At 51.9% G+C, this 23557-nt stretch carries 19 protein-coding genes; 12 read left to right on the top strand and 7 right to left on the bottom strand.

Translation table 11 applies throughout. The features are described 5' to 3' along the window. Window positions 1-4 precede the first annotated feature (4 nt). Window positions 5-1948, top strand: coding sequence for an exodeoxyribonuclease V subunit alpha (recD, locus tag ACYQ11_RS18755; protein WP_459925354.1), 1944 nt, complete (start codon window positions 5-7; stop codon window positions 1946-1948). A 728-nt stretch (window positions 1949-2676) separates the two neighbouring features. Here the strand turns inward: recD and ACYQ11_RS18750 are convergent. Both ACYQ11_RS18750 and ACYQ11_RS18745 read right to left on the bottom strand, forming a co-directional pair. Then, window positions 2677-3063, bottom strand: a complete 387-nt coding sequence (locus ACYQ11_RS18750; RefSeq protein ID WP_459925353.1) for a type II TA system antitoxin MqsA family protein — start codon at window positions 3061-3063, stop codon at window positions 2677-2679. Between the two features lie 8 nt (window positions 3064-3071). Continuing rightward, a complete protein-coding gene (locus ACYQ11_RS18745; RefSeq protein ID WP_459925352.1) occupies window positions 3072-3380 on the bottom strand; it encodes a type II toxin-antitoxin system MqsR family toxin in 309 nt (102 codons plus the stop codon). Between the two features lie 482 nt (window positions 3381-3862). Between ACYQ11_RS18745 and ACYQ11_RS18740 the strand changes: the two genes are divergently transcribed. The 5 genes from ACYQ11_RS18740 to ACYQ11_RS18720 all read left to right on the top strand — a co-directional run bounded on the left by ACYQ11_RS18740 (window position 3863) and on the right by ACYQ11_RS18720 (window position 11002). Next, window positions 3863-4645 (top strand): hypothetical protein, encoded by a 783-nt coding sequence (locus tag ACYQ11_RS18740; protein ID WP_459925351.1) that lies wholly within the window; start codon window positions 3863-3865, stop codon window positions 4643-4645. Window positions 4646-5279: 634 nt separating this feature from the next. Then, window positions 5280-6173 carry a hypothetical protein gene (locus tag ACYQ11_RS18735; protein WP_459925350.1) on the top strand — a complete coding sequence of 298 codons (894 nt, stop codon included), beginning with the start codon at window positions 5280-5282 and terminating at the stop codon, window positions 6171-6173. A 118-nt stretch (window positions 6174-6291) separates the two neighbouring features. Next, window positions 6292-6951 (top strand): hypothetical protein, encoded by a 660-nt coding sequence (locus ACYQ11_RS18730; protein WP_459925349.1) that lies wholly within the window; start codon window positions 6292-6294, stop codon window positions 6949-6951. Window positions 6952-7052: 101 nt separating this feature from the next. Beyond that, window positions 7053-9869, top strand: coding sequence for an AAA domain-containing protein (locus tag ACYQ11_RS18725; RefSeq protein ID WP_459925348.1), 2817 nt, complete (start codon window positions 7053-7055; stop codon window positions 9867-9869). Window positions 9870-10756: 887 nt separating this feature from the next. Beyond that, window positions 10757-11002 carry a hypothetical protein gene (locus ACYQ11_RS18720; protein ID WP_459925347.1) on the top strand — a complete coding sequence of 82 codons (246 nt, stop codon included), beginning with the start codon at window positions 10757-10759 and terminating at the stop codon, window positions 11000-11002. Window positions 11003-11070: 68 nt separating this feature from the next. On the opposite strand, the gene ACYQ11_RS18715 is transcribed toward ACYQ11_RS18720, so the two are convergent. Continuing rightward, window positions 11071-11850: a DUF169 domain-containing protein gene (locus ACYQ11_RS18715; protein WP_459925346.1), complete on the bottom strand. Its 780-nt coding sequence runs from the start codon at window positions 11848-11850 to the stop codon at window positions 11071-11073. Window positions 11851-12335: 485 nt separating this feature from the next. Between ACYQ11_RS18715 and ACYQ11_RS18710 the strand changes: the two genes are divergently transcribed. The 5 genes from ACYQ11_RS18710 (at window position 12336) to ACYQ11_RS18690 (ending at window position 17952) form a co-directional block, all read left to right on the top strand. After that, window positions 12336-13991 (top strand): sulfite exporter TauE/SafE family protein, encoded by a 1656-nt coding sequence (locus tag ACYQ11_RS18710; protein WP_459925345.1) that lies wholly within the window; start codon window positions 12336-12338, stop codon window positions 13989-13991. Window positions 13992-14061: 70 nt separating this feature from the next. Beyond that, window positions 14062-14640 carry a hypothetical protein gene (locus ACYQ11_RS18705; RefSeq protein ID WP_459925344.1) on the top strand — a complete coding sequence of 193 codons (579 nt, stop codon included), beginning with the start codon at window positions 14062-14064 and terminating at the stop codon, window positions 14638-14640. Between the two features lie 251 nt (window positions 14641-14891). After that, a complete protein-coding gene (locus ACYQ11_RS18700) occupies window positions 14892-15374 on the top strand; it encodes a hypothetical protein (RefSeq protein WP_459925343.1) in 483 nt (160 codons plus the stop codon). Next, window positions 15371-16549: a sensor histidine kinase gene (locus ACYQ11_RS18695; protein ID WP_459925342.1), complete on the top strand. Its 1179-nt coding sequence runs from the start codon at window positions 15371-15373 to the stop codon at window positions 16547-16549. Before ACYQ11_RS18700 ends, ACYQ11_RS18695 begins: the two co-directional genes overlap by 4 nt. Beyond that, window positions 16546-17952 (top strand): sigma-54-dependent transcriptional regulator, encoded by a 1407-nt coding sequence (locus ACYQ11_RS18690; protein WP_459925341.1) that lies wholly within the window; start codon window positions 16546-16548, stop codon window positions 17950-17952. The genes ACYQ11_RS18695 and ACYQ11_RS18690 overlap by 4 nt, the downstream gene beginning before the upstream one ends. A gap of 66 nt (window positions 17953-18018) precedes the next feature. Here the strand turns inward: ACYQ11_RS18690 and ACYQ11_RS18685 are convergent, their stop codons facing one another. The 4 genes from ACYQ11_RS18685 to ACYQ11_RS18670 form a co-directional block, all read right to left on the bottom strand. Beyond that, window positions 18019-18867 carry a PEP-CTERM sorting domain-containing protein gene (locus ACYQ11_RS18685; protein ID WP_459925340.1) on the bottom strand — a complete coding sequence of 283 codons (849 nt, stop codon included), beginning with the start codon at window positions 18865-18867 and terminating at the stop codon, window positions 18019-18021. Window positions 18868-19272: 405 nt separating this feature from the next. Next, window positions 19273-20181 (bottom strand): DUF2156 domain-containing protein, encoded by a 909-nt coding sequence (locus tag ACYQ11_RS18680; protein WP_459925339.1) that lies wholly within the window; start codon window positions 20179-20181, stop codon window positions 19273-19275. Continuing rightward, complete coding sequence (locus tag ACYQ11_RS18675) at window positions 20181-20597, bottom strand: GNAT family N-acetyltransferase (RefSeq protein WP_459925338.1); 417 nt, start codon at window positions 20595-20597, stop codon at window positions 20181-20183. The genes ACYQ11_RS18680 and ACYQ11_RS18675 overlap by 1 nt, the downstream gene beginning before the upstream one ends. A gap of 4 nt (window positions 20598-20601) precedes the next feature. After that, on the bottom strand, window positions 20602-21516 hold the full coding sequence (locus ACYQ11_RS18670; protein WP_459925337.1) for a GGDEF domain-containing protein: 915 nt from the start codon (window positions 21514-21516) through the stop codon (window positions 20602-20604). 242 nt (window positions 21517-21758) lie between these two features. On the opposite strand from ACYQ11_RS18670, the gene lepA reads away from it, so the two are divergent. Then, a complete protein-coding gene (gene lepA / locus ACYQ11_RS18665) occupies window positions 21759-23552 on the top strand; it encodes a translation elongation factor 4 (protein WP_459925336.1) in 1794 nt (597 codons plus the stop codon). Window positions 23553-23557: the final 5 nt, after the last annotated feature.

Raw genomic sequence — 23557 nt, 5'->3', positions numbered from 1 at the left:
AAACATGATGATGGCCACAAATCGCCCCTCCTTTGCACGGGGGATGGACTCACTGGGCGTGTTCCGGGCAATCGGCACCGCAGACCGTTTTCTTCTCGCAGCGGTGGGCGAGTATCTGGATCTGTCCGTCAACGACGGTCTGACGGTGCGGGATCTGGCCGATATGGCGGGTCGCCCGGATGATCCGGCGCTGCAGGCGGTGCTGCTGGTCCTTCTGGGTATTCTGGAGCAGGGAAGCCTTTGTCTGGATCTTGATCCGGCATCTTTGGCCGAGTATGTTCCGGAGCCGTTCAGGGACCGTGTCCGGGGTCTTGCCGCCGATTTTTCGGTGAACCTCGATCACGGGGCCTACGCCGATATTCTCACGCAGGACGGCGAGGCCTATCTGCCGCTGGTTGCGAACAGAGGGCTGCTTTACTTCCAGAAATTTTATGCCCATGAACACCGGCTCAAGGCACGGATCGCCGCCTTTGTCGCATCAACGCAGCGAACGGGTCTCGATCCGGACAGGATCGATGCGTTGATCGACTCGCTTTACGACCCGGATTCGGCCATCCGGACGGGCCGGACCCTCGAGCCGGTCCAAAAGGACCCGGTGCAGCTCCGGGCGATCCGGCTGGCGCTGCAGACACCCTTTTCGATCATTTCCGGGGGGCCGGGCACGGGAAAAACCTCCCTGATGGTCACCATCCTCCGGGCCCTGGTCCGCTCCGGCGCGGACCCCTCCCGGATCATTCTGGGCGCCCCCACTGGCCGGGCGGCCCAGCGTATGACGGAAGCGGTTCAAACCAGTCTGGCCACAATCCGCGTCCCGTCCCCCGAGGATCGGGCCCTTTTGGATCTTGGCGGAGCAACCCTCCACAAGATTCTCAAATACAACGGCAGGACCCACGATTTCCATCATCATGCCGAAAACCCTCTTCCGGCCTCAGTGATCGTTCTGGACGAGGTGTCCATGGTGGATCTGGTGATGCTGGACACCTTTCTTTCGGCCGTGGACCCCGAACGGACCCGTCTGGTCTTTCTGGGCGACAAGGACCAGCTGCCGTCGGTGGAGGCGGGGTCCGTGTTCGCCGACATGATCCCCGACGGGACCCGGGCCGAAGCCTTCCGGGACCGGCTGGTGATCCTCGAAAACGTCTACCGATCCGGGGCCCGCCTTTTGTCCCTGGCCAAAACGGTCAACCGGGGCGAGATGCCCGAAATGTCTCCGGTGTCCATGGACCAGGCCCTGGCCATGGATAGCGACCACTGGGCCGTGGTTCCCGCCGATCATCCCGACCGGCTTCAGGAGGTGCTCAGGGCCTGGGCGGAATCGCATTACCTGGCCGACGCTCCGGACGGGACATCGTTTCGTGAGGCGGTGAGGACCGCCGCCCGGATTGATCTGACGTCATCGGACGAGGGGACGGCGCTGCTCGACCGACTGTTTGACACCCTCAACCGTGCGCGGATCCTGACCCTGGTCCGCAACGGGGAGCAGGGATGTCTTTCCGTCAACGACCGGATCGGCATGTCGCTCCGGCGGGAACTGGATCCCCAGGCTCCGCCGGCCCAGGACCTGTTTTCCGGCCGAATGATCATCATCACGAAAAACGATTACGCCAAAGACCTGTTTAACGGCGATGTGGGCATGATCCTGAAGGATGTCTCGGGCCTGTACCAGGCCTTTTTCAAACGATCAAACCGGGTCATTCGATTCCCGGTGGACCAGCTCCCCGCCTTCGAATCGGCCTTTGCCGTGACCGTCCACAAAAGCCAGGGTTCGGAATTCGACGACGTGCTTCTGATCCTCCCCCCCGATCCGGGCCACCGGCTGCTCACCCGGGAAATCGTCTACACCGGCATGACCCGGGCGAAGCGCCGCTTCATCCTTTACGCCATCCGGGAAGCACTCGAAACGGCCGTCTCCCGCCGCATCACCCGCCGCTCCGGCCTGGGATGGTAGAAGATTCACCACGGAGACACGGAGTGCACAGAGAAAACCGCGGGTACACGGAGAATAAAACGCATGTGGAAATGCCGAGCCCATCAGGGCTGCTTGCCGATCCGGCTCACCTCGGGCAGGGAGATGTGCGACACCAGAATGCAGACGATTAAACCATCGTGACCAACGCAAAGGCCATGAGTGGTAATCTGGTCCATCCGGTCAGCTGATGGATGATTCCCGCGCGGGTGGGAAAAAAGCCCCGGCTACCTAAAGATAAGTAAGGTCTCCGGAATTCCGGAATCTGGTTATGCACTTGGTTCCAGTGACTCTTCAACCGCGTAATCAATGCCATTAACTTAAACATATTATCGTTGTCCAGTTGATGGGCAAAGCAAAGCGTGCCCATCATGGTCTTAAAATAATGACATTGGGTTGGTTATGGCTTTGTCGATGTGTCTATTAGGTGAGGGGCTTTCCCCTTGAGAAAAGCTACAGATTTATTAACCACCCGTTCGCTGCGCTCACTGAAGAACACGAAGGATCACGAAGAAAAGACCACTATTTACGTACTTCTTCGTGCTCTTCGTGCCCTTCAGTGAGCAACGCGAACGGGTGGTTTAACAATTGAAAAATCACCTCCAACTTGAGGGAAGTGCATAACCAGATTCCGGAATTAGGTGCGGAATTCAGAGGGGTTTCGCTGCCGGAAACAATACGAAATTTCCGGCAACGGATACCGTTTAAAGCTATCGGATCTCGTTCAAAAGATCCGGGTGTCTCTCAATGATTTTCAGGAACTTGATAAAAAATGCGGGTGGCCGCGTCTTCCCCGTTTCATATCGTGAAAATGCCAATTTCCCCATGCCTAAACGGTCAGCGAAATCTTTTTGTGTTAGATTCAGCTTGGTTCTGATCCGTCGAATATCGGTTCCCACGTTTTCCTTGGCAGATCGCACAAGGGCCTCCTGGCCTTCAATATATCTTCGATAACTTGCTTCGTCCCAGATACCTTCATCGCATGCATCGCAAAAGTGGCCGCTCATGCCATGCAGGGTCAAGGATTGCCCGTCAAGTTCCAAGGTTTCATCCATTGTTTTCGGGATCATGTCGGATCCGCATTCAGGACATTTCATATCGCACCTCACTTCATTTTAAACTGGATGACAGGCGGGCGGCCATCGTCATAGCATGTGACCTTGATATAAACGAGTACACCGCTTTCGGTTTGGCCGTGATAAACATCCTGCCATGTTTGGGCATCCGCATGGGTGGTCATGGACTTGTAAAAATCTTTCCGGGAAAGGCCGATGACCACCTTTCGCATTTCGCTTTCAGTCAAGCCGAGTTGAAGACCCCCGCGCAAGGCCGAAACGGAGAAGGGCCTGGATGTCGGGTCTTGAACAACGGCTTTGATTTTTCGAAGATCGTAATGCGGTTTGCGCTTTTCCATGGTTTAAAAATAGTCAATATGATAAAAATAGTCAATATGATAATCGGGCTTATGGCAAATGCCCCTGTATTTTGTTGGCCGTCAACAAATGAGGCTCGCTGGTCTCGAATTCCGAATTCCGGAGACATCCATGATAAGTATTGTCAACTGCACAACGGTAAAACACGGATGCGCATAATATGGTGGACCTCTAAAAGTAATCATCGGTGTTAGAGAGCCTCTCCATAAACCCGGATTCCGGCGTTATAAAATCAAGCGGCTTTCCAAACAGGACCTGGTTATGAAGACGTTTGGCTTCGATTGCCAAAAATCCCATATAAACAAATCATGCTTGACGAACCGTTGACGGGATGAATAAATTATTTCATAAAGCCAGTGTGTTACATGTTTACAAAATAATCACCCGATGGTATGACGGGTTAAATTTGTTCCGGTTTTATAAAGCGTTATGTCTTTCTAATAACTTGTCGCATAAGAAACTTATGAAATATAATGATCGAATAATATGTTTTATTGATATTCTTGGTTTTCGGGATCTTGTCGGAAACACAATAGATTCATCTTCCAATGATAATGAAAAAGAAATTGATAATCTGATTGACGCTCTCAACTGTATTAAAAGAATACTAATGTATGATTATGGTGAATTTTCTAAGAATAAAATCATTACACAATTTTCTGATTCAGTTGTTATATCGTTTGATTATACAGAAGAAAGCGAAATATTTTACACATTAAAAGATATTCAAACTGTTGTGATCAATCTTGCCTTAAGGGGTATTTTATGTCGAGGTGGAATTACAAAAGGTAAAATTTACCATGATGAGAATTTAGTTTTTGGTCCAGGAATGAATGATGCTTATATTTTAGAAAGTAAAGCCGCTAATTATCCAAGAATTATTCTTTCTGAAGAAATTATAAAGTTAGCAATAAAATACAAAGCGGCTCATCATAGAAAAGACCAAGAACAAAGAATGATGAAAGAATTTTTAGGTAAAGATTCAGATGGAATGTATTATATTGATTATGTTGAGAAGGCTCAGGGAGAGATGGATGATTCCGAAACAGATTATCCAATGTATTTGCAAAAAATATCTGAAATAATAAAAAAAGGCATAAATAATAAAAAACCTGATATTCAAGTTAAGTATAATTGGCTTAAAGAAAGATATATGATTCGATTAAATGAAATAAGAACACACCTGTCAGGAAAGACTGAACTTAATGACATTGAAGATAACTATATGCGTCTGGATATATTTTAAATAATGGGAACAATTTGCTGCACGGGAGCGCAAAAAGCGCGCCCCGTGAGCAATACGTTCGCAATAGAGATATGGCAAATTATTTAAGTAAGAATGATTAAAAATTTCATAAGAGCATGGGTTCTCAGTATATTTGGTTCGATCCTTTTTTTCTTAGCGGCATTTCATCGTCTTCAATTTGATTCAAAGACATACACATCAAGTCCGTTGGTTGGATTTGAAATGATCTTTATAATCATTATTTTTTTTCTTGTTCTGGTTCAAGTTGTTATATTCATAGTAAATTGTATCAAAAAGAAATGGAAACTTCTTTTGAACAACGTAATAAATATAGTCATTGGAGTTGGGTCGTTCATTGCTGCGATTATGATTGATTCACCGACTTTGATTTACATGACATAATTGCGAACAAGGCCCTTTCTCTCCGACCGGGCTTACGGTACGGCTTTTTGAAAGGCTTTAACATTAACAAACTTTGTCGTTTTTCAACCGTTTTCGGTGGTTCCGCCCGGCGGGTGAAGGGCAGCGTTAAGCGAATAGAAATAATGAAGCCTGTTGAAAAAAGTAAAACTCAAAAATTAATTGAAAAATTCAGAATGGCCTATTTGATGAAAATGATATTGACAGTCTTTTCATGAAGTTAAGAGCCTATTCAATAGGATTCTCAATTTTTAAAGAAATTGCAGATTTTGTAGCGCACAATGATTTGCGAGATCGTGGCCTCGCTAATCAATCTTTGGAAACAATGTATCTGAGGATGAAGTACTTTATTGAGTATAACTCTCCCAAAAAGACACTTGATATTTCCAGGCCATTCCCTCTATGGATTAAAAAATTAATGAAATATCAGGTTGATAAGTGTGATGAACAACAACTTAAAGAAAAGTTCAATGTTTCACGACAAAGGCTAATTAGACGTATTGATGACGCATTTAAAGAGGATAAAAAATCCAAAAAAGCTGAATATAAGAATGGAAAATTGTCGACAGAATCGTTTAAAGCAATTCAACATGTTATGAGTTTTATTAGTGGAAACCCCGCATTCACGCAAGATGAGTTGATAAATGAACTAATTGGAGTATTAAAAAAAAATAAAATAACATTTGATGAGACAGCCTTGAGGGATTTATCCGACAAAATCACATTATGCACATTACTTCTCTTTCACCATTCTGAATTCGATTTTAAAGGATATATGCCTGGGTCATGTGAGATTTCATCGGAAAATCTTTCTATATCTCATAATGTTAAGTTTGTAGATTCTGATGGAAATGAAGTTGAACACAAGGAATCTTTTGGAAATCTTTCTGTATCAGGCACGATTACACTTCAGAAAGATGGAAAAGATTTATCAATCGGTCATTGCATAATGTCAACGAATCTTCCTGCCGAAAAATGGTGTTCAAATGAACTTTTTCATATTGAACCATTAAGTGAACAGGCTCCAAATTATATGTGTAAGAGACTGAAACTAAATGTTGATTTGTGTATAAGTAGTGATTTTAAACTTAGCGATGTAAGCGCTTAACAATCGCTTCCAGCCGACGCCCGTACCTCGCGCGGCTGAAGCGCACGTTACAAATCTACAATCGCAGACTACATGTATGAATGATCCTTATAAGACATATAGAGTCCTGATTAAATTTATGGATGATCAGTTTATAGATACATTTTTAAAAGACGGGTTGCTCTATATGAATAATATCGATTATTTTAAGAAATATGAAGATTCAGACATTGCATTACGAGGAGATATCTATGAAGGTTTAGCTGCTTCATATAATGCTAATCAATTAATAATTAAGATTGGTGATATTGTCATAGAAGATGCAATAGGGAAAGTAGACGTTGGCTATAATGTTGATAATGAGACAAACATATATTGCATGACCAAGATTAGCGACGGTAAAATATTGGATGCAGGTGATGAAGGTCTCTATCTTTCAGAGAAATTTTTAAAATTTGGGAATAAGGCAGTTGTAATTGGCGGATCAAATATTTCCGAATTTGAAAACAGATTAAGAAAGGCTTTTTCTTCTGATAACAGTATTTATATACCAAGAAATGATGGTATTTTAGCCAAACAAGTAACTTATTTGGATCGTGATAAGCATCATGGGCCAATGAATGTGTTTAATAAGTTCGAAGATTACTCTTGGCAATATGAATGGAGGATAGCCGTAAATCAAGCTTCTGGTAGAGGACCTTATAAATTCAAAATTGGTTCTCTTTATGATATCGCGCATGTTTTTGAATCTGACGATTTAATAAAGGAACCATTAAGATTATTATCAAATAATTTGTAACAAGCCCCTTGCACCGGACGCCTAAACGGCGCCGGTGAAGGGCACGTTGGGCATAGAGGACAACCCATGCAGTATAGCACATTGACGTTAAAAATAGACTGATGACGATAAATCCAAGGCAACACCTTGTCATTATCAAAGGTAAGGACCATACGGATGATATCTTGCGAGCCGTTCAAGAAGGCGAACGTACCGTCGTAACATACAAAAATGGAAAGTCATATCGCTATGCCCAGTATAATGTTGAATGGCTTTCAAATCCCGATAGCATACCCGTTGAGAATTGTCGCATGTTCGTCGCTGGTGATTTGTTATCGGATGTAAAGGAGGTTTTACGTTTCAAAAAGTGGGTGAAAATTTTCCATGGAAGTAAACGTTGCAGGTGCTGCCTTTTTTCAGAGCTTTCCATTCAGCGAATGAAGTCATCCAGCGGCCGCAGCAAGGATGTTCTCGCCTATTTTCGGGAACTTGCTGAAAATACGGCACTCAAGACAAATGAAGGCGAATCATTGTTGGCAATGAAATACCGACAACTGGATGGTGTGCCACATCGCAGCATCCTCTCTAATTTTCTTCAAGCCAAAGCCCCTGGTTTAGAACTGGTTTTATCGAAATCCACATCGGACATTATCTTTCCATTTGGTTGTAATATGAGCCAGAAAACGGCTGTCCAAAGGGCGGTACAACACCCTGTCTCCCTTATTAAGGGACCGCCTGGGACCGGTAAGACACAAACTATCCTAAACTTGATAGCCAACATGCTGCTTCAGAAAAAACGTGTGGCGGTAGTCTCCAATAACAATTCCGCAACAGCAAACGTGCTTGAAAAGCTGAAGAAATACGACCTTGATTTTGTAACTGCATTTCTTGGTAGCGCCCAAAACAAAGCAGCGTTTATTGAAGGACAGACGGATGCAGAGATTCGGATGCCGACACTCCAGGCAAGCCAGAAAGATTCTGTTCGAAAGGAGATTGTTCACCTGAATCAAGAGCTTGACAAGGCGTTTGAAACGAAGAACGAGTTGGCTGACGTGATACAGCAGATAGGTGCGCTCCGGCTCGAATTCACTCATTTCGAAAAGTTCCATAAAGAAATGAATGGCAACAACTCGTATTTGGAGGGTCAGACATTTCAGCCGAAAGTATCGGCTAAGAAGCTGATAAATGCCTGGCTGGCTTATGAACGGAAAGCTATGCGCCGTACAAAAGCGAATAGACCTACTCCTGTGAAGCATCATGTAGGCCTTATAGAGAAGATAGGCCTTTTGCTCCGGTTTGGTATGGCAGGGAAAGCTTTTTTCCAACTAAGCGCCGAGGAACGTATTCCCCTTTTGCAAAAGGCTTACTACCTGCGCACACTGTCGGATCTGGAGGACAGGCGGAAAAGGCTTGAATTATCGCTTTCCGAATTCCGTTTCGACAAGCGTCTATCAAGGCTGACTGAGATTTCGATGCAACTGCTGAAGCATCGCCTTGCTGGTGACTACAACAACCGGAAGCGGAGGGTATTTGCTCTCGAAGATCTATGGAAGCGTCCGGAAGAGTTTTTCAACGAATATCCTATCGTACTGAGCACAACATTTTCTGTGATCACATCGGTTAAGAATGGCTATCTATTCGATTGTGTCATTGTTGATGAAGCAAGCCAGGTCGATCTGCTCAATGGTGTTCTTGCTATGGGCTGCGCGGAGAAACTCGTAATCGTTGGTGACCCTATGCAACTTCCCAACGTATTGACCAGGCATGACGAAATACGCGCGATACAGGTCGCTCTAAAGTACGATGTGCCAGAATATGCCCAGTTCGAGCGGCATAACTTGCTATCTGCCGTGCGGGGTGCGTTCCCTAAAGTACCAGAGACGCTGCTCCGAGAGCATTACCGGTGCCACCCAAAAATCATTCAGTTCTGCAATCAAAAGTTTTATGGGGGCGAACTACTCGTTATGACGCGCGATCAGGGTGAGCCGGACGTTCTTAAGGCCTATATTACAGTCAAGGGTAGGCATGCACGTGGCACCTTTAATCAGCGCCAAATTGACGAAGTCGTACAGAACGTTTTGCCTGAACTTGGCTCGATTAAGCCAAACGACATCGGCGTTGTTTCGCCTTATAGGGAACAGGCCATCCGGATGCGATCGTCTGCCGGCTCGAAGGAAATTGAGATCGACACAGTGCACAAGTATCAGGGTAGAGAAAAACGCGTTATGGTCATAACGACGGTATCGAACGAAGCCAACGAATTTGTCGACAACCCAAATCTGTTAAACGTCGCAGTGTCTCGCGCACAAGAGAAGCTACGACTGGTCGTTTCGGAGGAGATGGCCGAGAGTCAAGGCAATGTCGCGGATTTCGTTCGTTACATCCGGTACAATAATTGTGAGGTCATTCCTGGTAAGGTACGTTCCATCTTCGATTTCCTTTATGGTAACTACACAAAAGCTCGATTAAAGGTATTGGAAAAGCGAAAACGAGTTTCGAAATACGATTCCGAGAACCTCGCCTACGGCGAAATCGAGGCCGTCCTTCAGGAAAAAGTATATCGGGGCTACGGTGTCGTTTGCCAATTCCCGCTTTCAACACTCATTCGGGATACAGAGCAACTGACCACCGAAGAATCTACCTATGCTACCCATCCTTGGACTCGAACCGATTTTTTGGTTTACCGTAAAGTCGACAAAAGTCCGGTTCTGGTCATTGAAGTAGATGGATATGCATTTCATTGTGAAGGAACGCGTCAAGCTGAACGTGATGCGCTGAAAGACTCTGTTTTGACTAAATGCGGGCTACCGATTTTACGCCTATCGACGGTTGGGAGTAACGAGCGGAGTCGGATAAGGAAAAAGTTGGAGGATTTGGTTGGGGTTAAGGGTCGACCTACGAATAGCTCTATAAATAAAACGTTTACGGCGCAAATATGACAAATGCCTCTGAAATAGCCCCATATCTAAGTTTTACGGGCAAAAAGGACGTTTATTGAAAAGGATTGCCCAACAAAAAAATCCAGCGGACGAAAAAAAGCCGCGCCGCTGATTAAATCGTTAAGTATAAAGGGTCAAACCTTGATTTTTGATTTTAATGCAATTCCAGGGACACCTTACTTAATTATTGATTTGACGTTTATTAACTGATGTCGGAATGCTGTTTGACGTGTTGAGGGTTGGGGATACTGCCTTATGCCCAATCATGTCCATCTGATCCTCGTTCCTGAAACAAAAGACGGATTGAACCTGGCCGTGGGAGAAGCCCATCGGCGTTATACCCGGATGATAAATTTTCGTGAAGGATGGCGGGGACATTTGTGCCAAGGCCGGTTTTTCGTCTTTCATTATGGCTGAAAAGTATCTTTTGGCTTGCGTTGAATAAATTCAACTGAATCCGCTTGCAGAAACACCGCCTGACCGACAGGGGCCGAACGTGGCCGGCCCGACACGGGGTTGGATAATCTGTGTGTAAAAGATGAAAGCAGGGCGGCTATAGATATTTTTTCTGCGGGGGTTGTTGAATTTTATAAGGATGACCGGCATTTGTCGGGTTTCGTCCCTCAACCCGACGATGGGCGGTCGATTTTGCGGGGCGGTGGTGAGGGGAAGGGATAATTTGTGTCTATCCGTGCTTTCTGTGTCTCCGGGGTGAATTCATTTTGATGGGATAGAAATTCCGCGAACCTTTATTCCTGCTGTTCCGGGCCGTGAAACGGTGGTATGGTTCAGGCTGAAAACCGGGGTTGGGGCGGGGCATGGGGCGCCGCCCGACGGCTTCGGGGAACATGGCGGGGCCAAGGCCCCGGAAAACATCGAGGTGGCGTATGACTGTTCCGGATATCTGTGATCTGTTTGGCGATGAGGGGCTGATCACGGTTGAGGTTTCGTTTGACAATTTCAGCGGCAAGGTCCGCTCGTTTCGCATGGACGCCGGGGAGATCACCCGGCTGATCAACCCGGAGACGGGCCTGTTTTATCCTGAGCTTCGGCTGTTCGGTCGGTTGTTTCCCATTGTCGGTTACGACATCGACCCCCGGCGGAACCGGCTTACGGTCCGTGCCGGGGGATAGACGATCGGTCGTGCGACGGGGTCAGGTACCCGGTGCGGTGCATCGGACCGCGCTATGGAGCCGGACCGTCAGGACACGGCTTCGAATTTCACCATGGGACAGCCCGAACAGACATCGAGGCCGGGCCAGGGCTGTCCGCCTTTGCCCAGAAGTGACGGGCCGCCGGTTTTTTCGATGCGTTTGGCCAGCTGCTCGACCGTGGGGATGATCTGGTCGCCGGGAATGAACAGGTTCATGTAGTTCATTTCGGTCTTGCCCGATGTTTTGGACCCGGCGCACATGGTGGTCATGTTGGCGGTGTTTTTGTTGAAGGCGTAGACGCTGCCCGAGCAGACCGCCGAATTGGGCGTGGCGAAAAAGGTTAGGTTGGCCTTGTGCATGGCCCCCATGTAGTCATTGAGAATGTGATAGGCCTGGTAGGGGGTGACCATCAGAAAGACCACGCTCGGATCCCTGCCTGCCTGATCGAATGATTCAAGGGGGGCCATGTAGATGCCCTTGCAGGCGCCTTCCGTCAGGCGCTGTTTTTCCTGGGGAGCCTTCCAGGATAAATTGGGGTCAAGCAGGTATTTTTCATGGTTTTTAGCGTCGCATGAGGCGTCAAGCCCCCGGAACCCGAACACCGGCTGGGCGTTTTTGCACAAAAGACGGTCGGGTTCCATGTAAAGGGCGTGCCTGGCCGATCGGGCCGCCGCCAGATACTGGCAGTACGACAGTTTCGATTTTGCCCGGTGGCTGACGGGCAGAGTATCCTTTTCCGTTTCGTCAAACACGAACCGGATTCCCACCGGGTCGTAGTCCAGCCTGAAGTTCCAGATCAGTGTTTCCATGGCCTTGCTGTAATTCATAAAACGTCTCCCTCACTCCTGTCGATGGGTTGATATGTCGGTTTAACGCTCCGGTACATAGCAAAACCCATACCATTGTTTTTTTCGTCGTTCAACGCCCCCAATCTTTTCGACGCGGCACAGGAACCCTGTCAAACGGGAACGATCGATGCGGCCGTCACGGTGTGTTTCGCAGAAATCGATCCGCGTATGCAAGACTTTTCTTGCGGCGCAAGGCCTTTGTTGCGTTTTTGTGATCTCCCGTCATTGGTGCAGGTTTCGATCGTCGTATCCGTAAACCGCCATAAAAAACATGCATGTCCCGAGCCCTGGGGCTTTTGTGTCTTCCAACACCCCTGTCGTATGAAAAAATCATAATAACCTGGAATATCGAGTCATAAGCCGTGTTGTCATCACCGGACGGTACCCTTGGTATCGGGTGGCATGTGCATTGCAAAATGGCGGGCCCATATGGTGACTTTGTTTATTAATCCAAGGAGATCAGTATGTTGCAAGAATGGGTGAGGGGTTGTCTGGGGGGAGTTCTTCTGCTGATGATGACGGTGACCACGGCCGCGTCCGAGGTGCGGATTTCAGATCCGGAGCCCAAGGCCGGAGCCGTCGTTGAGATCAGCGGGACCATCGAACCGGGTCAGGATCTTTATCTGGTGTTGAGCTCGGAACGGCTGTTCAAGGCCTCCGATTCCAGCGGTTCCCAGGAACGGGACAAGCTGGGAAGCCGGTTCGGGGACACGGAAATCCCCCCGGTCTATTATATTCTGACCACGGCGCCCGAAACCCTGGCCGCGCCCCGGGTGGTCAGCAAGGGTCAGTGGTTCAAGCCCTTCCAGTGGGACATCGAGGTGAACAAGCTGAGGGCCTGGGAGACGATTCCCCAGGAGATCAGGGCCAAGCTGGGGCCGGTCGGGACGCAGGCGCAATGGGAATTCGTGACCTTTACCCATGAGGACACCTTCGGGATCAACACCGTTTCCAAGGAACGCCCCATCGGCGGGGGCAACGCCCGCATGGTCATGGGAACGGATCCTCGTAAGAGCTGGAACAAGGGCGTGGCCCTCGATCTTGACAAAGAAACCGGTGCGTTTACCGCATCCTTTGCCCTGGGGCGGTCGATCGCTCCGGATACGCCGCTTGCCGTGTATGTGAACGGTACGAAGGCAGGTCGCATGGAGGTCAAAAAACGGGGCTATTACTTTGCGATCGGCGGAACCTACATGAATCCTTTGGTGGTGTTTCTGGGTGCCTTTCTGATCGGGGTGATGTTCGTGGTGGTCGGTGCGGCGGGCGGGCTGTTCACGGCGGCCTTCCAGATCACTCTGGTGGGGACCAACGGCATGGTGGGCATCAACGCTGCCAACGCCGTCAAACCCACCAACATGTTTTTGACCCTCTGCTCTCCGATCACCAGTGTCTGGTCCTATTTCAAAGAAGGGCGCCTGGCCTGGCCCGTGGCGCTGTTTTTCGTCTCGGGCATCCTTCTTGGCTCGTTCTGGATCGGGCCGACCTATTCGGCCAAATACCTGCCCATGAAGGCGTATAAATTCTATCTGGGCTTTTTCTGCCTGGCCCTGTTCATCAAGCTGTGGATGGAATCCACCCAAAAATCCATGGAAAAGAAGAAGGCCATCGGCGCCATCGTCAAAAAATTCGACGCCGAGCTGAAAAAAGCCAAAGAAGAGGGCAGGGCCGCCGAAATGGGACGTGTCCTGCTTGATAAGGGCTGGAGTGTCTCCCGCATCACTTTCACGTTCTGGGGGGAAGCGTTCAAGGCCAATCCCTTTGTCCTGTTTTTCGGCGGCATCATCATCGGCTGCATCGCCTCGGCCTTTGGCGTGGGCGGCGGGTTCATGCTGGTTCCCTTCATGACCACCGTTATGGGGTATCCCATGTATCTGGCGGTGCCCATTTCCCTGTGCGGCGCCTTTGCCACATCGGTGGGCGGCATTGCCCGCTATACCTTAAACGGGTATCAGCCGGACTGGATCATGGCGGCCCTCATTGCCGCCGGGGCTATTTTCGGCGGAAAGGTTGGGCCCATGCTGCAGAAGAAGCTGCCTGAAATTTTTCTGAAACGGGCACTGGCCCTGATTCTGTTTTTGATTTTTCTGAATTATACCAACGCCATTCCCTTTTTGCGCTGATCGCCTGCAGGAATGCGCGGGGCCGGTTCTTTGAATGAAAGGACCGGCCTTTTTTCAACGAAGGTTCGTCATGAATGGTGTGATCGATAGGCTCAATGACTGGTCAGACCCCCTGTTCAACGGTGTTATCCTCCCGCTTTCAGGGATTTTGGGCATGGTGCTCGACACGGTGTTCTTTTTCGTTTACCTTCTGCCGCCATGGGTGGGCGTGATTTTTGTTGCGGTGATCTCTGCCCTGATATCCTGTTTTCTCGAACGGATTATGGGACGATCCCGCACAGGAAAACTGGCACGATTGTATTCGGAGCGGATGCAGCAGGTCGGAGCGGCGGGCCGACCGGCCCTGTCGGCCGGGACGGCCCTGCTCCGAAAGGGAACCCGGGACGCCGCCGACGAGGCGTACAACGATCTTGTGATGCATCAGTTCTATCTCCTGGGCGTGACCTGGTTTCTGCCCATGGTCACGGTTCTGGTCTGGCTGGATCAGGTTGTTTTTTTACCGGAACGGCTGGAAACCCTGACCGGTTCGGCCTTTGTCCTGCCCGGTCTTGAGATGGGTGCGCCCGCTTTTTATCTGACCGTCTTTCATCTCGCCCTGGTCGTTTTCAGGCTTTCGGCATTTATCGTGAAAAGAGGGGCAAGATCTTGACAGGGGGGCGCTAAGAACCATGAAAGTGTTTGTTTTTCCGTATCCGATGTTTTAAAATTTGTTTGTTTCATAAAACGTCAATGATTGGACGGCTTTGTAACATGGTCGAGATCACGGCTTGCGAATAACGAGGGCTGCGGCTACTTCGGGTACGCCGCAGAGACGAGGGATGACGCGTAACGCAGAGATCGGACCGTTTACGAAGCCGTCACGTTTCACTCATGTCCACTTTATCCAATAGGCGACCTGCCATGGCCCTTCGATGCTTCGTGTCTATCCCGGTCGGGATCGTTTTTTTTCTGGCCGCGTTTCCGCCCACGCTTTTCGCCACCCAGGCCCACGGCGAGCCCGAAGGCATCGTGGTGCATCAGATGGGACACCTGTTTTTCATGGTCGCCATGGCGGTGTTCGCTTACTGGCTTCGGCAGCGACGCACGCTGACCCGGGGGGGCTGGCGGTACATCATGCTCTTTGCCCTGCTTCTGGTCATCTGGAACGCCAACGTGATGCTGCTCCATTATCTGGACGAACAGAGCGGCCTGATCCTGGCCGTCAAAGACGGCTTCTGGCACATCACCATCGACAGCCTGAACGGATCGGACGTGCTTTCCGTGCTTTACTACCTGGGAAAGATGGATCATCTGCTGGGGGTCCCGGCCTTGGTTTTTCTGTATCTGGGCTTGCGCAGGCTGCTGGTCACCGTGGAATCCCAGACATCCGGGGAGCGGCGATGACCTTTCCCTACCTGCCCATTTTTATCGTGGATGTACTCGGCTCGGCCATGATGATCGTTTTCGGTGTTCTCTGCCTGCGCATCGCCCTCAAGCTCCGCGCCTGCGACCGGGAAAACGTGCTGTGGATCTATCTGGTCTGGGTCTGTTTCGGTCTGGTGATTTTCGCCGTCTCGCGAAGCGCCGGCCATATCGTCAAGCAGTGTCTTCTCCTTTACGGCCACGATGCAATCTGGGATCGGATCCGGCCTTTTTCAGGGGCGGTCAACACCCTGGCCTTTGTTCTGGTGGCGTCGATCACCCTTTTTTTCAGGCAGCTCTGGAAAATATATCAGCAGATTCAGCGGGACCGCAGGGCCCTGGTCCGTGCCCATGAAGAACTCAAACAGTTGAATCGGGATCTCGAAGACCGGGTTTCCGCCCGGACCCGGGCCCTGGCCGAAGCCGCCGATGAGCGCATGAGCCTTGAAAAACAGATGGCCCAGACGGAAAAACTGGCGGCCGTCGGCGAACTGTCTGCCGGGGTGGCCCATGAGATCAACAATCCGTTGGGCATTATTCTGGGATACAGCCAGCTTCTGATCCGGGGGGAGTCTGAAGACTCCCAGCGCCTGGACGATCTGAAAACCATTGAAAAACATGTGAAGCACTGCCGGAGAATCGTGACCGACCTTCTGAGTTTTTCGCGGAACACCGCACGGGATAAAAGCCCTTGGGATATTCACGAAATCCTCGACGAGGTCCTGGATTTTATCGGCAGGCATTCGGATTCCAGCCGGATCACGGTCGTTCGGGATTACGATCCGGCCCTGCCGCCTCTTTTGATCGACAGGGAAAAGATCAGGCAGGTGTTTATCAATCTGGTGATGAATGCCCGCCACGCCATGGATTCCGGGGGCACCCTGCACCTTGAGACACGATACCTGGACGACGATCGTCAGGCGACGATAAGGATCAAAGACGACGGGACCGGCATTTCCGAGTCCGACATCACCCGCATTTTCGAGCCCTTTTTCACCACCAAACCCACGGGGCAGGGGACCGGCCTCGGGCTGTCCGTGACCTACGGCATCATCCGCGACCATGGGGGTGATATCTCCGTTGCGAGTCGTCCCGGCGAAGGCAGCACCTTTACCCTCCGCCTGCCGCTTTCGCCGACCCATGAGAGGCCTTTATGAAACATACAATCCTGATCATCGATGACCAGCCGGACATGCTTCAGCTTCTGGCCCGTACCCTTGGGCCCGATCTCGACGCGCGGATCACGACGGCTCCCTCCGCCGAAGCGGCCCTTGAGCGTCTGGGGCGGGAACGCTTCGATCTGGTGTTGACCGATATCAAGATGCCGGGCATGGACGGCCTTGCACTGCTTGAACGCATCAAGGAAAACCGGCCCGATCAGACCGTGGTGGTGATGACCGCCCACGGCAGCATTGACATGGTTATCCGGGCCATGAAGCACGGCGCCTATGATTTCATCACCAAACCCTTTGACCATGACGCGCTGATCATCAGCCTGACCAAGGCCCTGGAACGCAGTCGTCTGCTCAGGGAAAACCGCATTCTTCACCGAAGCTGCTTCAGTGCTGAGCTGAGCCGCGATCTGGTGGGGGAGAGCCCGGCCATGAAAAAGGTGTTCGAAACCATCGCCATGGTGGCAAGCTCGGACGTGACGGTACTGATCACCGGCGAATCAGGCACCGGGAAGAACCTGGTGGGACGGGCCATCCACGCCATGAGCGACCGCAAGGACGGCCCGTTCGTGACGGTGAACTGCCCCACGGTCCCGGAAACCATTCTGGAAAGCGAGCTGTTCGGCTACGCCAAAGGCGCCTTCACCCATGCCGTCCGGAACAAGGCGGGCCTGTTTCAGGAAGCGGACGGCGGCACGATTTTTCTCGATGAAATCGGTGAGATCAGCCCGTCCATCCAGACCAAGCTGCTCCGGGTGCTTCAGGACAAGGAAATAAAACCCCTGGGCGACAACCGGGTGATTCGCGTCAACACACGGATCATCGCCTCCACCAATCAAAACCTGCCCGAGCTGATCCGCCAAGGGACCTTCCGCGAGGATTTCTACTATAGGCTCAACGTGCTGCCCATCGTCATGCCTCCGCTGCGGGAGAGGACGAAGGATATTCCCCTGATCGCCAACCATCTTCTGGAAAAACACTGCGTCAAGCTCAAAAAACCGCTGACGCCCATTTCGCCGGCCCTGATGGACGCCCTGGTCCGAAGACCCTGGGAAGGCAATATCCGTGAATTGGAAAACGTGATCATCCGCGCAATCCTCTATGCCCAGGGACCGGCGATCACGCCGGAAGACGCCGGGCTGGCCGTGGATGCGAACGCAAACACAGGACCTGCGGCCTTGTCGGCTGTCGAGGGAATGAGTTACAAAGACGCCAAAGAACAGATGCTCCGGGACTTCAACCGCCGCTTTGTCGGTGAAACGCTTAAGGCCTGCGGGGGCAATATCAGCCATGCTGCCCGGCAGATGGGTCTGGAACGCCAGGCCCTCCAGCAGATCATGAAACGCTTTGATATCCGGGCGGATGATTATCGATTGGCGGGACTGTAGATGGGGCGGCCAACCGGCCGCCCCGTGACAAATAAGTCGGTTTTCTTCCGGATCATTTGCCCGATCCTATCCTTTCTTTCTGCGTGAAAATCCGAAAAGGCCCAGCAGGCCGGAGCCGAGCAGCAGAAGCGTCGCCGGTTCCGGTACCGGATCGACGATGCCGCCGGATCCTGCACGGCAGAGGATTTCCTCAAGATCGGTCTCAAGGGTGTCGGACGTGGTCAGGTAGGCCGCTCCTCCCGTGGCCCCCAGGGCCGTTCCGTATGGATTTGAACCGCCTTCGGCCAGGGCGGTGAACACGGCGTTTCGATTGGCTTCATCGGCAATGTATGACGCAGAGGGATAGACCGTGCCGATCAGCGAAAAAACCATGATGTCATTGGCGATGGCGGCCTGGTTGGCCGTAAGGGCTGCATCCCAGTCATTTTCATACACCGGGTGGCCGTCTTCCGTGCCTTCGTCGCCAATGGTGACAATGGCTTTGTAATAGTTCTGGTCCGGATAGTTGAGGGCGTCATCCCAGTCGAACCAGTTGACCATGTCGGTGACCGCAGGGCCGTTGTCTTCCGAATGGTTGGCGATGCCGATGCTGGTGTTGCCCGAAGCGGTCTGCACATAATGGCGAACGGTTTCGTTGAAGATGCCGTAGGTCCCCATCATGCCCAGGAACGTGGCCCGGATGAACACATCGCAGTCGGGACAGTCGATGTTTTCAACGATGGTCTGGATGTTGTTGCTTATAAATCCCATTTCATCGTTCATCGATGCGCTGGTGTCGGACACGAACACGATGTCGAGGATGCTGGTGGCATCCGTAATGGACGCGGCATCGCCGCCGGTGATGTAACCGCAGAACGCCTGATTGCATAACAGGACCAAACAAAGAACCATGCCGAAGATGCTGAATTTTTTCATGCTGACTCCTTTCGGTTGGACGCGTTAAATGCACATGGATGATAAGACGCAAGGGGCGTCGTATCATCGACCTTGAAAAGCCTGCGTGACGGTACGAGCGTAAAGGGTGTGTGCCCTCGATCGGGTGTGGTCGCGTGATGTCTCTTTGAAACGCTGCTTGCAGTGCCGGAGTCGGATGAGCGTGAAATGAAATGTGTCTGATAACTTCAGCAAGGATTGTGCCGCAGGTAACCCCCCGAATCATCGTCTCATGCTATGATTGGTGTGGCTTGAGGGTGATAGTTGTGTGTAATGAAGGTAATGATTGTTATGAAAAAATAGGAAAAAAAGTAACTAGATGCGGTTGGTTGGAAACGCCCTGTATTGTGATTGTAGTTAATGATAACAAGATGTTGCCTCGTTTTTTTATTTGATTGCCATCTCCCAGGCTGTGACCATTTCCACGGGATGGTAGGATCGTTTGGACTGGCGGAGGCCCGTCTCGCCCATGTCGCACTCCTTGTTGATCAGGGGCAGGCCGTCGAACAGGCGACGGGCACACTGCTGGTCGAAATACTGATACAGTCCCTTGATCTGCGGATCGGCTTTTTCAAAATGAAATCCCCCCAGTTGAGCGGTCAGCCGTGATCCAATGCCAAAGGCCCTGATCTCACCGTCGATTTTTAGAACAAGCCCCGTGTAGCCCAGGCGGCCGATGGTCCGAACGGCGTTTTCCGATGCCTTCCACTCCATGGCCGCCCAGGTGTCGGCCGTCGGGTCGATGTCCCGGTCGCGACTCCAGTGGTCGAGGAAGGCCAGGCAGCCGGGGATATCGCCTTCGGTCATGGCATGGAGGGTCACCCGCTTCTCATCCACATGGGACTTGAGGAACTGGTGGATCAGGTTGCGTTTCTTGGCGTAGCGGTTTCCTTTGAGGTCGGCCAGGTCGCGGGCGGTGTAGATGTAATCGGACAGATCCGGGTCTTCGTTCACGGTAAAACAGCGTGAAAGCTCCGAGGCGTCCGTGGACGCGACGTAATCCCCCGGAACGAATCGGTAGCGTGAAAAACGAAGATCCCGGGCCAGATCTCGAAGCAGGTCCGGGGCAAGGGCCCGCCCCCGGGCCAGGGGCAGATACAGGTAGTCGTGTTGGGGGTTTTCAGCGTAACGCATGCCGATCAAAAGCATGCCGTCCCGTTCGGTATAGACCGGATGGGAGACGTGGTGGCTCCAGCAGATGAAAGCGCTGAGCGAGTAATAGCAAAGCCGGTGAACCTGGGGTTCGAAAAAAGGGAGAAGCCGGTCATGGTCGGCCGCCGTGAGGGGGCGCATCATCAGGGCACCCACCTGTACATGGGCCGTGCGTCTTCCATGATCTGAAAACCGTCTTTTTCGTAAAACCCGTGGGAACGGCCTTCGGCGATCAGGCCCACCCAGGTGATGCCGTCGCTGACCAGGCGGTCGATGATCATCCGGACCAACCGCCTTCCCAGGCCCCGGTTCCGGAAGGCCTGCCGGACCGTCAGGTCATGGATGTAGGCATCGCCGGTCCGGTCGCTCAGGGCACGGCCCATGCCCGCCACCTCATCGCCCTCCATGGCCAGGAGAAAGCAGTGGCTTCCCCGGATGATCCGGCTGATCCGTTCGGGGTCGTTGACGGTTTTGGGCCACCAGCCTCGCCGATGGTAGAGCGCGAGGATCTGCCGTTTCTGATTGTCGGTGGGGTCAGTGACAAAGGACAGTTCGACCATGGATTCAGGCCGTCCGCATGACCGGTAGAACGGTGATGGCGTTTTTCCCGGCTTCCTTGGACTGATACATGGCCGTGTCGGCCCGCTGAATGAAGGCCGACACGTCTTCGCCGGGGTGATACTCGGTCACCCCGATACTTAAGGTGATTATGCTTGGTGTTCCGGTCATGGACACGAAGGTTTCGTCCGACAGGCGGCTTTGAATGCGTGAGGCCACGGTGGCGGCTTCGGTGATGGACGTTTCCGGAAGAATCACGGTGAACTCTTCACCGCCGTACCGGTAGGCCGAGTCCATGGTTCTCAGGCAGGTTCTGATGATTTCTCCGAGGCGCATCAGCACCTTGTCGCCGTCCAGATGGCCGAAGGTGTCGTTGTAGGCCTTGAAGTTGTCGATGTCGAGCAGCAGGAGGGACAGGGGATGACGATAGCGGTTCCGTCGATCGATTTCCATTTCGATCTGGGTGTAGAAATACCGGGAATTGTAGAGCCGGGTCAAGCCGTCGGTGATGGCCATTTCCTTGAGTTTCACCAGCATCTCGGCCCTGTCCCTGGCCAGGCTTCGTTCACGGAGCACCCGGTTGATCCGGAGGATCAGTTCCTCGTAGCGCACCGGCTTGAAGATAAAGTCGCTGGCCCCCTTGCCGATGGCGTCCTCGTAGGAATAGTTGCCGCTGTATCCGGTGATGACGATGACGTCGGTGTCGTGGTCCCGCTTGATGATATCGGTCAGTTCGAGGCCGTCCATGCCGGCCATGAGAATGTCGGTGATGACGATAGCAACCGGATGGTTTTTTAGATACTCCAGAGCTTTTTCAGCGGAGTCCACCGTATCCACGGTGAATTTACCCAGGCGGAGAAACTCCTGCATGGAGTGACGTACGGCGGTATCATCGTCAACAATGAGAATGTGATCGGCCATCCATCAACCTTGATGTGATTTGGATTGCGGCATGCCTGGCGGATTATGCACAGGTATCGGTCTTGACACGAAAAAACATACCGGTTAAATAAACGGGTTTGACTAAGTCCAGACCAACGACTATAACTGTTAAGATTTATGGTGTCAACCGCCTTGATAGGTTTTGGGATCGTTGATACCAGGGGCTTGTGTCGCACATGAAGCCGGGGAACATGACGTTTAATTCAATCATGGGATAACACATGAAAAATATAAGAAATTTTAGCATTATCGCCCATATTGACCATGGGAAATCAACCCTTTCCGACCGCCTGATCCAGGCCACCGGCATTGTGGCGGACAGGGATTTTAAAGACCAGATCCTGGATTCCATGGATATCGAACGGGAGAGGGGCATCACCATCAAGAGCCAGACCGTGAGCCTTCCTTATAAAGCCAAAGACGGCAAGGAATACATTCTGAATCTGATCGACACTCCGGGCCACGTGGATTTCACCTACGAGGTGTCACGGGCGCTGAAATCCTGCGAAGGGGCTTTTTTGCTGGTCGACGCCAGCCAGGGGGTCGAGGCCCAGACCCTGGCCAACCTCTATCTGGCCATGGACCACAATCTCGAAGTGATCCCCGTGATCAACAAGATCGACCTGCCGTCGGCCGAAATCGAATGGGTCAAACAGCAGATCGACGAGGACCTTGGGCTGGATTCGGAAACGGCCATTCTCACGTCGGCCAAAAACGGCATCGGCATCGAGGATGTGCTTGAAGGGGCGGTGAATCTTCTGCCTGCGCCAAAGGGTGATCCGGACGCCCCGTTCCGTGCCCTTATTTTCGATTCCCATTACGACCCCTATCGGGGGACCATTGTGCATTTCAGAGTGTTCGACGGGCGCATCAAGGCCGGGGACACCCTGATGTTTATGTCCAACGGCGCCGCCCATAAGGTCGAGGAGGTGGGGGTGTTCCAGATCGTCCGGGTGCCGAGAAAGGAACTGACCGCCGGGCAGGTGGGCTACGTGATCGCAGGGATCAAGACCGTCAGCGACACCCGCTGCGGCGACACCATCACCCTCAAAAACCGTCCCTGCGAGAAGGCCGTGTCCGGGTTCCGGGAGCCCACGCCGGTGGTGTTTTCATCGATCTATCCCGTGGCCTCCGATGATTACGGCGAACTGACCGACGCCATCGAAAAGCTGAAACTGAACGACGCCTCCCTGGTGTACGAGAAAGACTCGTCGGCGGCCCTGGGTTTCGGATACCGCTGCGGATTTCTGGGACTGCTTCATCTGGAGGTGGTCCAGGAGAGGCTGGAGAGGGAATACGACCTGTCGTTGATCCTCACGGCTCCGTCGGTTCAGTACGAAATTGTTTTGAACAACGGGGAAACGGTGATCATCGACAACCCGGCCCTCTATCCCGATCCCACCACCATCGCCGTCACCCGGGAACCGTTCATCAAGGCCACCATTATTGTTCCCGAACGCTACATGGGCGCCGTGATGAAGCTGTGTCTGGACAGGCGGGGCATCAGCAGGAATTATCAGTATCTGAACAGCAGCCGTCTGGAAATGGTGTTCGAGCTGCCCCTGGCCGAAGTGGTCTATGACTTCTACGACAAGCTGAAAAGCGTGACTCAGGGATACGGATCCTTCGATTACGAGATGATCGAGCGCAAGGAGACGGATCTGGTCAAGCTGGACATCCTGATCAACGGCGAAAAGGTTGACGCCCTGTCCCAGCTGGTCCACAAGGACAATGCCGTGGCCCGCGGCCGCCATGCCTGCGCCAAGCTCAAGGAGGAAATTCCCCGCCAGATGTTCAAGATCGCCATCCAGGGGGCCATCGGCGCCAAGATCGTGTCCCGGGAAACGGTCAGCGCCTTCCGCAAGGACGTGACCGCCAAGTGTTACGGCGGCGACATCTCCCGGAAACGCAAACTGCTCGACAAGCAGAAGAAGGGTAAAAAGCGCATGAAGATGATCGGCCAGGTCGAACTGCCCCAGAGCGCCTTTCTTGCCGTTCTGAAAAACGAGGATTGACGGCT

Source organism: Desulfatiferula olefinivorans (assembly GCF_054657895.1).
Note: the sequence above shows the minus strand (reverse complement) of the source record. Positions and strands in the feature narration are given on the sequence as shown.

Excerpts from the sequence above, each read along its gene's own strand:
- ACYQ11_RS18670 (WP_459925337.1), bottom strand. The coding sequence starts at position 21,516 with ATGGCCGATCACATTCTCATTGTTGACGATGATACCGCCGTACGTCAC.
- ACYQ11_RS18705 (WP_459925344.1), top strand. The coding sequence starts at position 14,062 with ATGAATGGTGTGATCGATAGGCTCAATGACTGGTCAGACCCCCTGTTC.
- recD (WP_459925354.1), top strand. The coding sequence starts at position 5 with ATGATGATGGCCACAAATCGCCCCTCCTTTGCACGGGGGATGGACTCA.
- ACYQ11_RS18725 (WP_459925348.1), top strand. The coding sequence starts at position 7,053 with ATGACGATAAATCCAAGGCAACACCTTGTCATTATCAAAGGTAAGGAC.
- ACYQ11_RS18740 (WP_459925351.1), top strand. The coding sequence starts at position 3,863 with ATGAAATATAATGATCGAATAATATGTTTTATTGATATTCTTGGTTTT.
- ACYQ11_RS18710 (WP_459925345.1), top strand. The coding sequence starts at position 12,336 with ATGTTGCAAGAATGGGTGAGGGGTTGTCTGGGGGGAGTTCTTCTGCTG.
- ACYQ11_RS18730 (WP_459925349.1), top strand. The coding sequence starts at position 6,292 with ATGGATGATCAGTTTATAGATACATTTTTAAAAGACGGGTTGCTCTAT.
- ACYQ11_RS18675 (WP_459925338.1), bottom strand. The coding sequence starts at position 20,597 with ATGGTCGAACTGTCCTTTGTCACTGACCCCACCGACAATCAGAAACGG.
- ACYQ11_RS18695 (WP_459925342.1), top strand. The coding sequence starts at position 15,371 with ATGACCTTTCCCTACCTGCCCATTTTTATCGTGGATGTACTCGGCTCG.
- ACYQ11_RS18685 (WP_459925340.1), bottom strand. The coding sequence starts at position 18,867 with ATGAAAAAATTCAGCATCTTCGGCATGGTTCTTTGTTTGGTCCTGTTA.
- ACYQ11_RS18735 (WP_459925350.1), top strand. The coding sequence starts at position 5,280 with ATGAAGTTAAGAGCCTATTCAATAGGATTCTCAATTTTTAAAGAAATT.
- ACYQ11_RS18690 (WP_459925341.1), top strand. The coding sequence starts at position 16,546 with ATGAAACATACAATCCTGATCATCGATGACCAGCCGGACATGCTTCAG.
- ACYQ11_RS18715 (WP_459925346.1), bottom strand. The coding sequence starts at position 11,850 with ATGAATTACAGCAAGGCCATGGAAACACTGATCTGGAACTTCAGGCTG.
- lepA (WP_459925336.1), top strand. The coding sequence starts at position 21,759 with ATGAAAAATATAAGAAATTTTAGCATTATCGCCCATATTGACCATGGG.
- ACYQ11_RS18680 (WP_459925339.1), bottom strand. The coding sequence starts at position 20,181 with ATGATGCGCCCCCTCACGGCGGCCGACCATGACCGGCTTCTCCCTTTT.
- ACYQ11_RS18720 (WP_459925347.1), top strand. The coding sequence starts at position 10,757 with ATGACTGTTCCGGATATCTGTGATCTGTTTGGCGATGAGGGGCTGATC.
- ACYQ11_RS18745 (WP_459925352.1), bottom strand. The coding sequence starts at position 3,380 with ATGGAAAAGCGCAAACCGCATTACGATCTTCGAAAAATCAAAGCCGTT.
- ACYQ11_RS18750 (WP_459925353.1), bottom strand. The coding sequence starts at position 3,063 with ATGAAATGTCCTGAATGCGGATCCGACATGATCCCGAAAACAATGGAT.
- ACYQ11_RS18700 (WP_459925343.1), top strand. The coding sequence starts at position 14,892 with ATGGCCCTTCGATGCTTCGTGTCTATCCCGGTCGGGATCGTTTTTTTT.